This is a genomic window from Bacillus sp. FSL K6-1000, from assembly GCF_038630785.1.
In the GTDB taxonomy this organism is placed as follows: domain Bacteria; phylum Bacillota; class Bacilli; order Bacillales; family Bacillaceae; genus Bacillus; species Bacillus safensis.
Genome location: NZ_CP152042.1, coordinates 3,051,159 through 3,065,427 on the forward strand (window position 1 = coordinate 3,051,159; position 14,269 = coordinate 3,065,427).

14 protein-coding genes and 1 other RNA gene are annotated in these 14,269 nt (G+C 40.8%); 1 reads left to right on the plus strand and 14 read right to left on the minus strand.

The window, feature by feature from the left end:
- Positions 1-3 precede the first annotated feature (3 nt).
- From MHI46_RS15935 to MHI46_RS15965, 7 genes are all read right to left on the minus strand, one after another.
- On the minus strand, positions 4-1,281 hold the full coding sequence (locus MHI46_RS15935; RefSeq protein ID WP_039181428.1) for a cation:dicarboxylase symporter family transporter: 1,278 nt from the start codon (positions 1,279-1,281) through the stop codon (positions 4-6).
- 175 nt (positions 1,282-1,456) lie between these two features.
- On the minus strand, positions 1,457-1,591 hold the full coding sequence (locus MHI46_RS15940; RefSeq protein WP_282960879.1) for a hypothetical protein: 135 nt from the start codon (positions 1,589-1,591) through the stop codon (positions 1,457-1,459).
- The gene (locus tag MHI46_RS15945; protein ID WP_342502939.1) at positions 1,588-4,023 is read right to left on the minus strand and encodes a heavy metal translocating P-type ATPase; all 2,436 of its coding nucleotides are present in this window, start codon (positions 4,021-4,023) and stop codon (positions 1,588-1,590) included. The genes MHI46_RS15940 and MHI46_RS15945 overlap by 4 nt, the downstream gene beginning before the upstream one ends.
- Positions 4,024-4,103: 80 nt before the next feature.
- Entirely contained in the window at positions 4,104-4,310 is a 207-nt protein-coding gene (copZ, locus tag MHI46_RS15950; protein ID WP_024423475.1) for a copper chaperone CopZ, read from the minus strand.
- A 72-nt stretch (positions 4,311-4,382) separates the two neighbouring features.
- Positions 4,383-4,688, minus strand: a complete 306-nt coding sequence (locus MHI46_RS15955) for a metal-sensing transcriptional repressor (RefSeq protein WP_012011272.1) — start codon at positions 4,686-4,688, stop codon at positions 4,383-4,385.
- 106 nt (positions 4,689-4,794) lie between these two features.
- A complete protein-coding gene (locus MHI46_RS15960) occupies positions 4,795-5,250 on the minus strand; it encodes a DUF6376 family protein (protein WP_064498035.1) in 456 nt (151 codons plus the stop codon).
- Between the two features lie 260 nt (positions 5,251-5,510).
- Positions 5,511-7,112, minus strand: a complete 1,602-nt coding sequence (locus MHI46_RS15965) for a histidine kinase N-terminal 7TM domain-containing protein (protein ID WP_099663689.1) — start codon at positions 7,110-7,112, stop codon at positions 5,511-5,513.
- Between the two features lie 239 nt (positions 7,113-7,351).
- Between MHI46_RS15965 and MHI46_RS15970 the strand changes: the two genes are divergently transcribed.
- Positions 7,352-7,591, plus strand: a complete 240-nt coding sequence (locus MHI46_RS15970) for a hypothetical protein (RefSeq protein ID WP_059377601.1) — start codon at positions 7,352-7,354, stop codon at positions 7,589-7,591.
- A 91-nt stretch (positions 7,592-7,682) separates the two neighbouring features.
- Here the strand turns inward: MHI46_RS15970 and MHI46_RS15975 are convergent, their stop codons facing one another.
- The 7 genes from MHI46_RS15975 to rnr all read right to left on the minus strand — a co-directional run bounded on the left by MHI46_RS15975 (position 7,683) and on the right by rnr (position 14,262).
- Positions 7,683-8,252 carry a hypothetical protein gene (locus tag MHI46_RS15975; RefSeq protein WP_039181445.1) on the minus strand — a complete coding sequence of 190 codons (570 nt, stop codon included), beginning with the start codon at positions 8,250-8,252 and terminating at the stop codon, positions 7,683-7,685.
- Positions 8,253-8,259: 7 nt separating this feature from the next.
- Positions 8,260-8,733 carry a hypothetical protein gene (locus MHI46_RS15980; protein WP_342502940.1) on the minus strand — a complete coding sequence of 158 codons (474 nt, stop codon included), beginning with the start codon at positions 8,731-8,733 and terminating at the stop codon, positions 8,260-8,262.
- Positions 8,734-9,305: 572 nt separating this feature from the next.
- Positions 9,306-9,809: a hypothetical protein gene (locus tag MHI46_RS15985; protein WP_338592763.1), complete on the minus strand. Its 504-nt coding sequence runs from the start codon at positions 9,807-9,809 to the stop codon at positions 9,306-9,308.
- A 112-nt stretch (positions 9,810-9,921) separates the two neighbouring features.
- A complete protein-coding gene (locus MHI46_RS15990) occupies positions 9,922-10,125 on the minus strand; it encodes a hypothetical protein (protein ID WP_240193784.1) in 204 nt (67 codons plus the stop codon).
- Positions 10,126-10,772: 647 nt separating this feature from the next.
- Positions 10,773-11,135: a transfer-messenger RNA gene (ssrA, locus tag MHI46_RS15995) on the minus strand.
- Positions 11,136-11,309: 174 nt separating this feature from the next.
- Complete coding sequence (gene smpB / locus MHI46_RS16000) at positions 11,310-11,780, minus strand: SsrA-binding protein SmpB (protein ID WP_012011279.1); 471 nt, start codon at positions 11,778-11,780, stop codon at positions 11,310-11,312.
- 139 nt (positions 11,781-11,919) lie between these two features.
- Positions 11,920-14,262, minus strand: a complete 2,343-nt coding sequence (gene rnr / locus MHI46_RS16005) for a ribonuclease R (RefSeq protein ID WP_025094047.1) — start codon at positions 14,260-14,262, stop codon at positions 11,920-11,922.
- Between the last annotated feature and the right edge of the window lie 7 nt (positions 14,263-14,269).

The window sequence follows — 14,269 nt, forward strand, 5'->3', positions numbered from 1 at the left end:
TTTTTACGCTGCTTTTGTTTGTTGTTTCAATTCCTCAATATACTTCTTCGATTTCTCTTGATCAAATACTTTTTCCCACTTAGACATGACAATGGCTGCAAGTGAGTTACCAAATACGTTCACTGTTGTACGAACCATGTCAAGAAGTCGGTCGATCCCAACGATGAAGGCAAGTCCTTCAAGCGGCAGTCCCATAGCACCAAGAGTTGTGATGACAACAACGATCGATGCACCTGGTACACCAGCCATTCCTTTAGATGTCAGCATTAAAATTAATAGTAACGTAATTTGCTCATAGATGGAAAGCGGCATGCCGTACATTTGTGCAACAAATATCGCAGCAATGGATTGATAGATAGCACTTCCATCTAGGTTAAAGGTATAGCCTGTTGGAATAACGAACGACGTGATCGCTTTCGGGCAGCCGAACTTCTCCATTTTGTCCATTAATCTAGGCAGTACAGCTTCTGAACTTGCTGTTGAGAATGCAAGAATGATTTCTTCTTTTAATACTCTAAATAGTGTAAAGACGCTTGTTCCAGCCATTTTAGCAATAATGCCAAGTACAACAATGACGAAGAATGCCATTGTACCGTAAACGACAAGTACCAGTTTACCTAGCGGGAGAAGCGCTCCGACCCCGAATTTGATCACCGTCACACTGATGAGCGCGAATACACCAAATGGTGCAAACTTCATCACTTTATTGGTCACCCAGAACATGGCTTCGAGTATACCCTCAAAGAATCCTAATACTGGTTTTCCTTTGTCTCCTACTGCGGCAATTCCTAATCCGAATAAGACTGTAAAGAAGATGGTTGGTAATAGATCACCTTCTGCAATAGATTGGAAAACGTTTGTTGGTACAAGATGAACCAACGTTTCAGAGAAAGTCGCTTTTTCAGAAGAAGCCTTAGATGTCTCTTCATATTTAGAGATATCGCCTTTCTCCATGTTGCTCATATCAATTCCTGTACCAGGATGGAAGACGTTTGCTGCAAGCAGTCCAACTGCTAATGCAATCGTTGTCACAATCTCGAAGTAAAGAATTGTTTTTCCGCCGAGTCTTCCGATCGTTTTCATATCGCCTACACCTGCAACTGCTACAATCAATGCAGCAATAACAATTGGAAGAACGATCATTTTAATTAAATGGATGAATATATCGCCAATCGGCGTTAACACATTAATAACGGTTTCATTTTGATAAAACAGCGCTCCCACAACAACACCCAGAACAAGTGCAATGAGTATTTGAGAAGCTAACCCTAACTTTTTCATACGTGAACCCCCTTTTTTTGATAACGCTTTCTTTGTTGCTTAATCGCATCTTAACGACGAACCTACAAAAAACGACAAAAAGGAACAAAAAGAAGTGAATTTTTTATGAAAAATCTTTAAAAAGGTGGGTTTTTCCACAATATTGTTAAAAAAAGACTTCGCTTTTGGCGAAGTCTTAATGATTTTGCATCTGTTCACTTGGTGAATTTTGATTTTGATAAAATGCGTCATAAATCGCATAACCACTAAGTACAAGAGCAACATAGAGCAATGCACTAATGGTCCAAACCCATTTGACATTCATCTTCATTCTGCCACTCCTTCTCTGACTGGCTTCAATCGTTGCAATCTGAGTGCATTCAGCACAACGGACACGGAGCTAAAGGCCATTGCCGCTCCTGCAAGCCATGGCGCAAGGAAACCAAATGCAGCGATCGGTATCCCAATACAGTTATAGGCAAGCGCCCAAAATAAATTTTGCTTAATGTTTCTCATTGTTTTTTTACTAAATTCCAGCGCATCTGCAATCGCATGGAGATCTCCTGTCATGAGCGTAATATCTGCTGCTTCCATGGCAACGTCTGTCCCTGTTCCCACAGCCATCCCAATATTCGCTGTTGCAAGAGCTGGGGCATCATTGATACCGTCTCCGACCATGGCGACTTTTTTTCCTTGTTTCTGAAGCGCTGCAATGTGAGCCGCTTTTTCTTCAGGCAGTACTTCAGCAATGACATGATCAATGCCTGCCTGTTCCGCAATCGCCTCTGCTGTTAGTTTATTATCACCTGTCATCATTACAACGTGAATCCCTTGCTCTTTCAGACGAGCGATGGCTTGAGGAGAGGATGATTTGATCGTATCTGCGACCGCGACAATGCCAGCGACTTCGCCGTCAATCGCGACAAGCATAGCCGTTTTTCCTTGCTCCTCCAGCGTTGTGACGGATGATTCGACTTGATCATATGGGATATGATGTTTCTGTAATAGCTTACGCGTTCCAATTAAAAGCTTGTGTCCTGCTGCCTTTGCTTCAATTCCATGACCTGGATCTGCTTGGAACGCTTCAACCTCGACCGTTTCAAGACCTTGTTCCTTCATACCGTCTGTGATCGCCCTGGCAAGCGGGTGTTCCGACTGCTGTTCTGCCGATCCTGCTAGTTGCAGCACCGCATCTTCTGTCCAATTCGCATATGCCAACACATCTGTCAGACTCGGCTCCCCTTTTGTCACAGTTCCTGTTTTATCTAACACCACCGTGTCGAGTGATTGAGTCACTTCTAAATGCTCTCCGCCTTTAAACAGAATGCCTGATTCAGCCGCACGGCCGCTGCCAGCCATAATAGAGGTAGGTGTAGCAAGTCCGAGCGCACATGGACATGCGATAACAATGACGGCTATAAAGGTTTCAAGTGCTGACGTCACATTCCCAGGGTCGACAAAGAAAAACCATATGAGGAATGTGAGCACAGCAATTCCTACAACGATGGGCACAAATATCCCTGATATTTGATCTGCCATTCTTTGAATCGGTGCTTTTGAGCCCTGCGCTTGTTCTACGACTCGGATAATCTGGGAAAGCGCCGTCTCTTTTCCGACTTTTGTCGCTTTTATTTTCATAAATCCATTTTTATTGATCGTTGCCCCGATGACCATATCTCCTGCTGTTTTATCAACTGGCAGGCTTTCTCCTGTAATCATGGACTCATCTATTGCGGTTGTTCCCTCTATGATCTCTCCATCTACCGGCACTTTTTCACCCGGTTTGACAAACACAAGATCATTCACTTTCACGTCAGAAATAGGTACAGTCATCTGTTTGCCATCTCGTTCGATAACCGCTTCTTTCGCTTGTAAGCCCATCAGTTTTTGAATCGCTTCTGATGATCTTCCTTTTGCTCTTGCTTCCATTAATTTTCCGAGCACGATCAACGTAATGAGGACAGCACTTGTTTCATAATAGAGGGCTGCCTCATGTGTGCCTCGAATCGCTGACTGGATGCTTTCATATAAACTATAGAAAAACGCGGCAGATGTCCCAAGTGCGACAAGAACATCCATATTGGCACTTTTATTTCTTAAAGCCTTATACGCACCTACATAAAATGGCCAGCCGACAATAAACTGCACAGGCGCTGCTAACGCCAGCTGAACCCATGGATTCATGAACGCTTCAGGCAGCCAAATAAAGGATGTGAAAGAAAAATGGCTGACCATTGCCCAAAGAAGCGGCAGTGACAAAATCATTGAGAATAAAAAGCGTGCCGTCTGCTTCTCTATTGCTGCTTGGCGGTGATCTTTTTTTCCTCCCTCTGCTTGATCTACGTCTGGTTCAATTAAAGAATACCCTATAGACTGCACTGCATCTTTTATATCATTTGTAGACGTTTGGCCCGGATGATATGTGACCTGAAGTGTCTCTAGCGCAAAGTTTACAGACCCGTGATCGACACCGTCCATTCGGTTAATTTTTTTCTCGATTCGGTTTGCACAAGCCGCACACGTCATTCCCTCTATATCAAATTCTGCTTGCTCCATCACCACATCATAGCCAAGAGATTGGACTTTTCGCTTCAAATCATCTGGTGTTAACTGCTCTGATTCGTAGATGATATGGGAAGTTTCAAGCGCCAAATTCACACTGGCATCCTCCACACCTTCCAGCCTGTTCAATCCCTTTTCGATGCGGCCTGCACAGGCAGCACAGGTCATCCCCGTAATTTGAAAGTCAATTTCCTTTTTCATTGATCTCACCTCTCCACATACTCCATGGGGGTATTATATTTTGAAAAAAAGACGTGCTGTCATGCAGCACGTATGTTCATTTATACGACATCATATCCCTGTTCTTCAATCACATCAGAGATACGGTGTAATGTGACTTGATCCGGGTGAAATGAAACCTCCACCTGTCCTTTGTCTAAATGGACTTTCACAGATTCAACACCTGCTAATTCTCCTACATTTCCTTCGACTGCTTTCACGCAATGTCCACAAGACATGCCCTGCACTTGAAGTGTTGCTTGTTCCACTTCTCATCGCCTCCATCAATCATTTTCTACAACTTACTATACCCTAGTAGGGTATCAATGTAAACATAAATGCTACGATTTTGTTAGTTTCGTAAAGACCGTCATTAACTCTTCAATGGCTTCATCCCCATTGCCGCTCTTGATAGCATCTGCTACGCAATGATGTGTGTGCTTTTCCATCAAATGCAGACTGACTTTTTTCAAAGCCGCATTGACTGCGGAAATTTGATTCACAACATCTATACAGTAACGATCGTTTTCAATCATTTGTTGAATCCCGCGAACTTGTCCTTCCACTCGTTTCAAGCGATTGATCAATTGATCTTTTTCCTTCTCGGCTCTTGGCGAAGCCATATGTCGTTCTTCATGTTCTGTCATGTGATCACCTTTTTTCTATTATGACTTGTCATTACCTAAATTAAAGCATATCTCCACCGGAAAAGGCAAAGATATGCTGAGCATCGCATATAAAGCTATGTTTGTCCTAATTTGTTAATTGTTCGATATCCTGCAAAAGATTGACGGATTGTTGAAGCTGTTTCATCAATCCCTGCTGATCCTCCAGTATGGAGGCAGCATCAATATCGCCTGCTTTCAATTGCTGTAAATACGTTTGGATTTCCTCTGACAGCACTTTATTTTTTTCAATGATTTGTGCATGCAGGTCTTCTGCCATTTTTGGCGCTGTGACTTCATTAAAATCTTGAATATCTGCCTTCAATGATTCAAGCTGCTGCGTTAATTCTGCTTTTTTGGCGGCATTTTGCACAGCTTCTTCAGCGAGTTTTGGAAAGTCCTCTGTAAATTGCTGAATGTCTGTCACATAGTCATTTGCCTCAGTGACATATGTCGTTGTATCGTTGACCTGATCAAGCAAGCCGGAGCACCCGCTTAATACAAGCGTTCCGGAAAATAGGAAAGCCATCACATATTTTTTCAAGATCGATCATCCTTTCATCTGTAGGATTAAAAGCATCATTTGTTCCGCTTCCCTCTATATCACACAGATGCAAAAAGACCTTAAAAATAGCCAGACCTTTGCCTCATGTGTGATAGGCAAAGGTCTGGCTAACATTGTTCATGCCGGAATGACCGAGAAACAACGAATGTTTCTGTAATGACGACCAGACCGTAAAAGCTACTCCCCTTTAGGAAACCGTTCAAATGTTATGTTTATCATATCGAATGTCGGGACAACAGTCAATTCGGGAGGTCCTGCTCTTGATATAGCACATGACCCTTTCCAGTTGATGCATAAATCCGGTTCCGTCCTTGGCGTTTTGACATATACAAGGCCTGATCCGCTTCAAATAGAAGTGTTTCTAATACACAAGGATCATTGGCTGTATGAGCAATTCCAAAGCTCGCTGTCACTCGCACTTTTTCCTCATCATTCGTAAAGAAACTCGCTTCAAACGAATGTCTTATTTGTTCCGCGATATGACATGCCTCTTTAAATGACTGATGAGGCAGACAAATCGCAAACTCTTCTCCCCCATATCGTCCAAATAAATCATCCATTTGTAAATGCTCCTGACAAATAGAGACAACATGACGCAGCGCTTCATCTCCAATATGATGTCCGTGTGTGTCATTAATTTGTTTAAAGAAATCAATATCAAACAGCATAACTGCCGTATCCTGCGCATCCTCTTCCAAAATCAGCTGCGTTCGTTCGATGAAAGAAGAACGATTGAAAATATTCGTCAAACCATCGATATACGCACGACGCTCCAGCTCTTCCTGCAGCAAACGCTGCTCTGTTACATCACTGATCACTATTTGCCTGCCCTCGATCTCTCCTCTTTTATTAAATAGAGACGAAGCGGTCAGATGATAATAGCAGGACTGGTCTTTTTCCTTTTTCCACATTAGATCATATTGCGAATGATCCTGCGGAGAGCGCAGCCACTGAATGAACGCTGAATCTTTGATGATTCCTGAGAAAATATCGTCGACTTTATAGCCAATTCCCTTTTTATTCGCAAGTGTCGGAATGATCGATGCTGCAGCGGGGTTGTAATCAATGAGTGTCCGATATCGATCTAAAATCAGAACCCCTTCAGACATATGCTCAAACACACGCTCCATTGCAATGGGAGAGATTTTAAAGAGCTGAAACGACATAATCGCCCATAGATAGAGTGCGTTAGTCAAAAACATCACCACAGGGACCGGATCAATATGAAAAGGAGTGACGCCTAATAAATAGATAAAAGAAGTCATAATGGGTAATAACATTCCCACTAACAGTATCAGAATCTGCTTTAAATATTCTTTTTTTGTGACACGTAAAAACCAAACCAGCATAAAAATAGCGAGCATCGAACAGCCAAACGTATAAACGCCATGGATGATATACCAATAGCCAATCGTAAAATCAGCCAATAAAAAACCATCTACTGGATTTATCGTGATGTCTCGATAAAAGAGCGAATGTAAAGAGTTGGTGAACACCAAAATGGTTGTGAGAGTTGGAATCAATAAGATGAGAAGCACGCGGCGCTTTGTGAAATATTGATGGAACCCCGTAAATTGCAGCACAATCAGCAGACTGAGCGGTGCGATAAACGGAAGACCTATGTATTGAAAACAAACCCAGAACATGATTTCTCCAGGGGTACGAGCCAATAATTCAAACGTATGCCCAAAGATATAAATCGCAGTTGCTCCAGACATGTACATAAACAATTGACAGCCAATATACCGATGGCGGTTTGCATGAGCAATGATTGATAATATCACGGACAGAATGCCAGAAACACTCATGATCACAATAAAATGTAAAACAATCGAATCCATGTAAACGCCCCAATTTCAGTCATTTAGAACTAGTCTAATCTTACTATATATGAGGACGTCACAAATGGGAAGATGTGATTTTGAATTGGTTGGAGGTTTTTTGTAAATTTTCAGGCGTTACCTGTTCGTGCCCCCTTATATTTTCACTACTTTTTGCTTAAATTGAGGGAGAAGTATGTTGCGCTCGGAGAAATATCTGTACAATGTGGGGATGAATGGAGAGGAGACTCGAAAGAAATATGATTTTTTGGATGATCATGACGGGGCTGTTTATACTGATTCTTTTAGAAAAACCGTTTGAAAAGAGAAGTTCTGGATTATTATTTTTGATCAGTTACTTGCTGCTGATTGCGATTTATGTGATTCAGACAACATTTGTGGAACTTGTGTCAGATGAATTTTTGATGATGTTTGCGGTGGTTGTCGTTTTTCCTTTGTTTGTTCGGTTGTTGGTGTCTTCTATGAGAAACCGTACATAAGAAAAGAGATGCCAGATGTGGCATCTCTTTTTCTGTTGTGATCCAAGTTCGGTGTATCTCCCTTAAAAAGTTCCAGCATCATTTTTTAAAATCAAGATTTTGATTTGTCCTTTGGTGTATCTTTAGCTTTCTCATCTTCAATTTTACTAACTTCTGTTTTTGCAAGAACCATCTCTTCTAATGCTTTCTTCATTCTAGAATCTATGAAATTCAAATCATCATCAACGACCTTATCTTGCTTTGTAACCTTTATGATATCTTTGAAGACCGGTTCTAATTTGTCATCTGTTTTTACTAAGTAACTATTTACTTTTTTATACGTATCAGGAACTTTGTTTTCGTTTTCTTTGGCTTCGCTAAGTAATTCTCGCAGGCTATCAATTTTCTTCTCAAGTTCACTAGCCCATTCTTTATCATAAACATTATCCATTGGAACTAATGAAAAAAAGAAAGGCATAATTCTATCTTCAAAACGTTTTAAATACCCCTTATACCATGCAGCATATTCTTTATCGGTCATCTTTTCAATTTTTTCTTGTTTTGCCGGCGTTTTATTTGACGATGAACCGTTTGCTGCTTCATTTTTACCGCATGCTGTGCTCATCATCAATGTAAATACTAGAAGAAATACTGAAATCATTGTCCTTTTATTTGTCTTCATGTGTGAATTACTCCTTATCCTTTGAGACTTTTTCTACTTCGTCATCGGCTTTGGCTGTTTGATCGTATGCTTTGTCGAGACTTTTCGAAATGTTATCCAATGATTCAAGATCAAGATTTTCAAGTGCTTTCGGTGTTTCTTCTACGGCATATTGATATCCTTTGTTTGCTTTTAGCAAATACTCATGTGCTTTTTTATAAGCACCAGGAACGTTTTTCTTTTCATTACCCTCATCAATGACTTTTTGTACATCAAAAAGTGACTTCTCGACAGATCCAAGCCATTCATTATTACCTGCATCAATGGCCACCATCTTTTTAGCAAACACGAGCATTGTGTCTTCGATATCACCTCTGTAGTTCTCATACCACTCGGCATATTCTTTTTCTGCTTTTTGGTTGCTGCACGCTGTACCGAATACCATCAGCACAGCAAGCATGATCATCGTTGCGACTAGTGATTTAGTCTCTACTTTGTTCACTAAGATAAACTCCTTCTGCATTCCTGCTGTTATTTTCAAGCTTTAAATTTAATGAAATTGCCACTTGTATATGGTGTAACATTCCTACATTTCATCGGTTAAATAGTAGTTATATTTAGCTATTCATTCAATTTATTAGTAAATAGATCCTCATTTGGCTTTTCTGTTAAAAAATTATAAAAAGCATAAAAAAAAGACGCTATCAATAGCGTCTTCTTGTATTTAATCTCAATTTTCATGTTGCCAGTCTCGCATCAAGGGCTTTCAAACCCTTTATACGACTGCATGCTGCAAAGGATGATGATACAGTCAATCAGATAGCTGTATTTTGGAAAGTTCCTTATATAGATGAAGAAGAAACAGTGGCCAAATTCTTGAACGAACATTCGGGGGGAACAAATGAAAATTACCGATAAAGTATCTTCTTTAATATGACCCTTCAAGTTGAAGGGTTTTTATTATCTTTTTGTAGAAGGGTACGACGTGACGGATCTTGATAAAGAGAAGCATGAGTGGAAGTTCAGTAATGTAAAAAAGCCGCCCAGGTGGACGGCCAATTTTACATATTAATCTTATTCATATTGAGCAGGAGCAATTTTGGCTACTGGCGCACCACAAAACAGCATGAATACAAATAACACGCTCGGCTTAATTGCAAGGCCTATACCGCCTAAGTATACTGCCACTGTCATCCAATCTCCCTTATCTATTGCTTTTTGCAGATGCTTTAAAGTACCTTTAGCGATGCCAACTGCATCCTCGACACAGCGAGTTACCGTGTTACTTTTCGTGGTCGCTTCTTGATTCATTAATTTTGCGAAAGCGATCATTCCATTTTTTTCTGCATCTGTATAAGGTGATTTTTCAAGCTCTTCTTTATTAATGGTGTAGCCTTTTTCTTTATCAGAAATGATAATCTTTGTGAAAATGTATTCAATTTCTTTTAAAGACTTCTCAATTTGCTCTTCTGTCAAACCTTCTAATCCCTTTGTGCTTTGTGTCTTTGCAGCAGCAGCTGGAGCAAAGGCAGTCACAGCCAGAACTAATGCTAACATTAAAAAAACCAATCTTTTCATATTAACTCCCCCTTTTTTCAACTCAAAATTACCTTATCATACATTTATGTAAAATAAAGGGTTTTAAGAGAGAGTTAAACCCATTAGTCATAATCAGACATACATCGACATTTTACGCCCACAAGTTTAAAGATAAAAACGAGAGAAAATAAATTACCATGCCTAACATTACAAAAAATTTAAGGAAATTTTCGTACTTTGTGAGAGGTCGCTCTTTTTTTGTTTTGATTAGTTTCCAATAAAGAGCGTATCCAGAGAAGAAAAGAATTAATTGACCAAGTCTTGAAGCGTTCTCTAATATATCTATTCCATTCATTATAGTTCACCTCCCAAATCACAGAAAAATCAAACATTCTACACATCTATTTTTCATGTATATCCAAGGTAATTTCAATTCATTATCTCAAATTTCCTTTCACCTTCCAACATTTATGTAAAAATAAGTAATAAGAAGCATTAGACAAGATAGATGAATCCCTCCTTTCTTTAAATGTTTTTTTGATATTCCAAAAATACGAATGATAAATAGGTGGACTTGAAGTAAAGAATTAACACAAAAAAGCCCCTCCAAAAAAATGGAAGAGTTCTCAATTTACTTATGTTTTACCTTAACATATTTTAATGAAGCAGTGATGTATAATCCTGATCTAATTTTAAACATTTTCGATCCGTTAACGGTCACCTAATCAAGCGTAAATGCTTCACCAAGCTTTATTTCTTTGTGTTTCGCTGACCAATTGGGCTTATCATAAAACATGCCTAATATTTAATAAATAAAAATTGCAATCCTTTTGTGCTAACCAGTCGTTTTATGGCACTCAGAAATTATAGCCACATATACCCTTCCAAACAAAAGGAAGTTGTAGCTTTTATGAAAGAAGAAGTTTTCTAATGTTGCCAGAATGATGCCAGCCTCACATCAAGGGTTTTCAAACCCTTGATACGACTGCATTCTAAAAGTTTTGATGGAGACGGTGGGAGTCGAACCCACGTCCAGAGACATCGATTACTTAAGCGTCTACGAGCGTAGTCAACATATTTTGTGTTCACTCATCCTCATGCCTGCTGACGGGCGCTTGGAGAGCTAGTCTGATGGATCTCTTCTTACGTCCTCAGACGGAAACGTAAGCGTAGCCTACTTCATTGGGCTCCTCACAGACACATAGGCGATGTCAGGAAGAGCTCGCTGCGCTTATTAGGCAGCTAGTGCTAAGTTTTGGTTAAAACTTTTAGTTTTGCCAGTTACATTTAAGTGCGTGTTAACGAGATCGCCTCTCGGCTCGCAGCCTAAGCTCGAACCATCCCTGTCGAATCCGTAACGTCCCCTTGTAAAAAGGGATATACGGGATGGAAGTTCAGCTTCACTGCTTCCGTATATAACTATTATAACAATCTCATCGCTCGAAACAACTGGTGGTTTCTGTAAAAAAGCGATGATTGTTTTCTGCATAACATATTGTAGCATAATGCTTCCGCTCTCAGCAAGCCATCTGCATCAGGCTAGAATTGCTTTTGACGATCGCGGAAGGCACGTTCGATTTCACGTTTTGCATCTTTTTTCTTCAGATCTTCACGTTTATCGTATTTCTTCTTCCCTTTCCCAATTCCAATCAGCACTTTTGCAAAGCCATTTTTCAAATATAGTTTCAGAGGCACAAGTGAGTAGCCTTCTTCCTTTGTCGCACCAATCAATTTGCTGATTTGCTTGCGATGAAGTAGCAGCTTTCTCGTTCTCAGCGGATCATGGTTATAACGGTTCCCCTGTTCGTATGGGCTCACGTGCATGTTGTGAAGAAACACTTCTCCTCGCTCGATTTTGGCAAAGGAATCTTTTAAATTCACTTTTCCAGCACGAATCGATTTGATTTCAGTTCCTTGTAATACAAGGCCGGCTTCGTAAGTTTCTTCTATAAAGTAATCATGATTTGCTTTTTTGTTTTGGGAAACAACCTTTCCCTCTCCCTTTGGCATTGGCGTACACCCTCCTTTTGACACAGACACGGTCCAAATCGTACGGATTATTTTATCAAACAATCCACCTTTCTACAATGCTGACGCCATGTGGTCAAAAAGCAAATAGAGCGTGATGCCCTATTTGCTTTTTGGCACGTTACTTTTTCTTTTTGCGTTTTTGTTTCGGTGCGTTTTCAAATACACGTTTTTTCTTTTTCTTCTTCTTACGGCTTGTGAACCAGTCACTTCCGCTTTTATCCTCTTTGCCTTTTTCCCCAGAGGCTTTTTGACCTCCACGCCCTTTTTTCGCTGGTGGATCTGTCCGTTTTTTGAACTTGAAATCTTTTGGTGATTTACGGCGAGTGCCCTTCATACCGACGATTTCAAAATCAATCGAGTGCTCATCTTTATTGACATTCACGACTTTGACAGTGATTTCATCACCGATACGGTAGACATTTCCTGTACGTTCACCGATCATGGCAAAGTGCTGCTCATCAAAGCGATAATAGTCGTCAGTCATGTAGCTGACATGGACAAGACCTTCTATCGTATTTGGCAGTTCAACGAATAGTCCGAAGTTCGTCACGGAACTAATCATGCCATCAAACTCTTCACCGATTTTATCTAGCATAAACTCTGCCTTCTTCAGATCATCTGTTTCACGCTCTGCATCGACTGAGCGGCGCTCCATCGTAGATGCATGATCTGCGATTTCAGGCAGCAGCTGGCCCCACTTTTCTAAGGTCGCTTCATCTGTCTTTTTCTGAATCAAATAGGTTCTAATCAGTCTATGCACGATTAAATCCGGGTAACGTCGGATCGGTGATGTGAAATGTGTATAGAATTCCGTTGATAATCCAAAATGGCCAATGCTTTCTGGATCATACTTCGCCTGTTTCATAGAGCGAAGCATCACAGTTTGAATGACGACTTCTTCTGGTTGATCCCTGACAGCATCGAGGACACTTTGAAGTGCGCGCGGGTGAATATTCGTTGACGTTCCTTTTACAATGTAACCAAACGTCGTCACGAACTCTAAAAAGCGCTGAAGTTTCTCAGGATTTGGTTCTTCGTGAATTCGGTAAATGAACGGAACATTCATCCAGTGGAAATGCTCTGCAACTGTTTCGTTTGCAACAAGCATGAATTCTTCAATTAATTTCTCTGCAACGGAACGCTCACGAATGACAACATCTTTCGCTGCGCCTTCATCATCTACAAGTACTTTTGCTTCCTTGAAATCAAAGTCTACAGCTCCGCGCTCCATTCGTTTGTCACGTAGAATCTCTGCAAGCTTCTCCATCTCTTGGAACATCGGAACAAGCGGCTCATATTTGTTTAGAAGCTCTTCGTCTTGGTCGACTAATATCTTATTTACATCGGAATAGGTCATTCTCTCTGTCGTTTTGATCACACTTTGGAAAATCTCGTGTTTGACGACTTTCCCGTTACGATCAATGACCATTTCACAAGACAGGGTGAGACGATCGACCTTTGGATTTAATGAACAAATACCGTTTGACAAACGATGCGGAATCATCGGAATGACGCGATCGACGAGATACACACTCGTTCCACGTTCATAAGCTTCCTGATCAATCGGCGAATTCTCTGTGACATAATGAGAAACGTCTGCAATGTGCACGCCGAGCTTATATTTGCCATCATCCAGCTTTTGCACGGTTACGGCATCATCTAAGTCCTTCGCATCTGCACCGTCAATTGTCACGATCGTTTCATTGCGCAGATCACGTCTGCCTTCAAGGTCCTTTTCATCAATCGTTTCCGGTGTGTCCGCTGCCTGCTGAAGTGCTTCTTCTGGGAACTCACCTGGCAGACCGTGTTTATGAATGATCGACAAAATATCAATGCCAGGGTCATTTTTATGACCAAGAATTTCAGTCACTTCACCCTCTGCACTCATTCTTCCTTCAGGGTAGCTTGTCAGCGTCACAACGACTTTATGACCTTCGACCGCTCCGTTTTTAGCGGATTTCGGAATGAAGATATCGTTTGTGATTTTTTTATCATCAGGAATAACAAAGCCAAAGCTTTTCGTTTCAGTATAGGTACCGACAACCGTCTGAGTATTGCGCTCCAGAATGCGGATGACAGTTCCTTCTTTTTTCGTGCCGTTTGATTTGTGGCTGACACGAACCATGACGGTATCGCCATTCATCGCTGTGCCTAACTCATTTGGGGGAATGAAAATATCATCCTGTCCAAACTCTTCTGGCGTTACAAATGCAAATCCTTTTGCATGAGCAGACAGCTTTCCTTTTACTAAATTCATTTTTTCTGGTACACCGTAACGGTCGCTGCGCGTGCGAACGATGAGTCCTTGATCTTCCAGCGTCACAAGTGCTTTGACGAGCTCTTTATAATCATCAGGATTGGTAATCTCCATCATGACTTCCAGCTCTTGAACTGTTAACGGTTTATACGCTTCTTCTTTCATAAAAGCGAGTAATTCATCCATAAATTCTTCTTTTTGCACACTCTAA

Excerpts from the sequence above, each read along its gene's own strand:
- MHI46_RS15935 (WP_039181428.1), bottom strand. The coding sequence starts at position 1,281 with ATGAAAAAGTTAGGGTTAGCTTCTCAAATACTCATTGCACTTGTTCTG.
- MHI46_RS15940 (WP_282960879.1), bottom strand. The coding sequence starts at position 1,591 with ATGAAGATGAATGTCAAATGGGTTTGGACCATTAGTGCATTGCTCTAT.
- MHI46_RS15945 (WP_342502939.1), bottom strand. The coding sequence starts at position 4,023 with ATGAAAAAGGAAATTGACTTTCAAATTACGGGGATGACCTGTGCTGCC.
- MHI46_RS15955 (WP_012011272.1), bottom strand. The coding sequence starts at position 4,688 with ATGACAGAACATGAAGAACGACATATGGCTTCGCCAAGAGCCGAGAAG.
- MHI46_RS15965 (WP_099663689.1), bottom strand. The coding sequence starts at position 7,112 with ATGGATTCGATTGTTTTACATTTTATTGTGATCATGAGTGTTTCTGGC.
- MHI46_RS15970 (WP_059377601.1), top strand. The coding sequence starts at position 7,352 with ATGATTTTTTGGATGATCATGACGGGGCTGTTTATACTGATTCTTTTA.
- MHI46_RS15975 (WP_039181445.1), bottom strand. The coding sequence starts at position 8,252 with ATGAAGACAAATAAAAGGACAATGATTTCAGTATTTCTTCTAGTATTT.
- MHI46_RS15985 (WP_338592763.1), bottom strand. The coding sequence starts at position 9,809 with ATGAAAAGATTGGTTTTTTTAATGTTAGCATTAGTTCTGGCTGTGACT.
- MHI46_RS15990 (WP_240193784.1), bottom strand. The coding sequence starts at position 10,125 with ATGAATGGAATAGATATATTAGAGAACGCTTCAAGACTTGGTCAATTA.
- smpB (WP_012011279.1), bottom strand. The coding sequence starts at position 11,780 with ATGCCAAAGGGAGAGGGAAAGGTTGTTTCCCAAAACAAAAAAGCAAAT.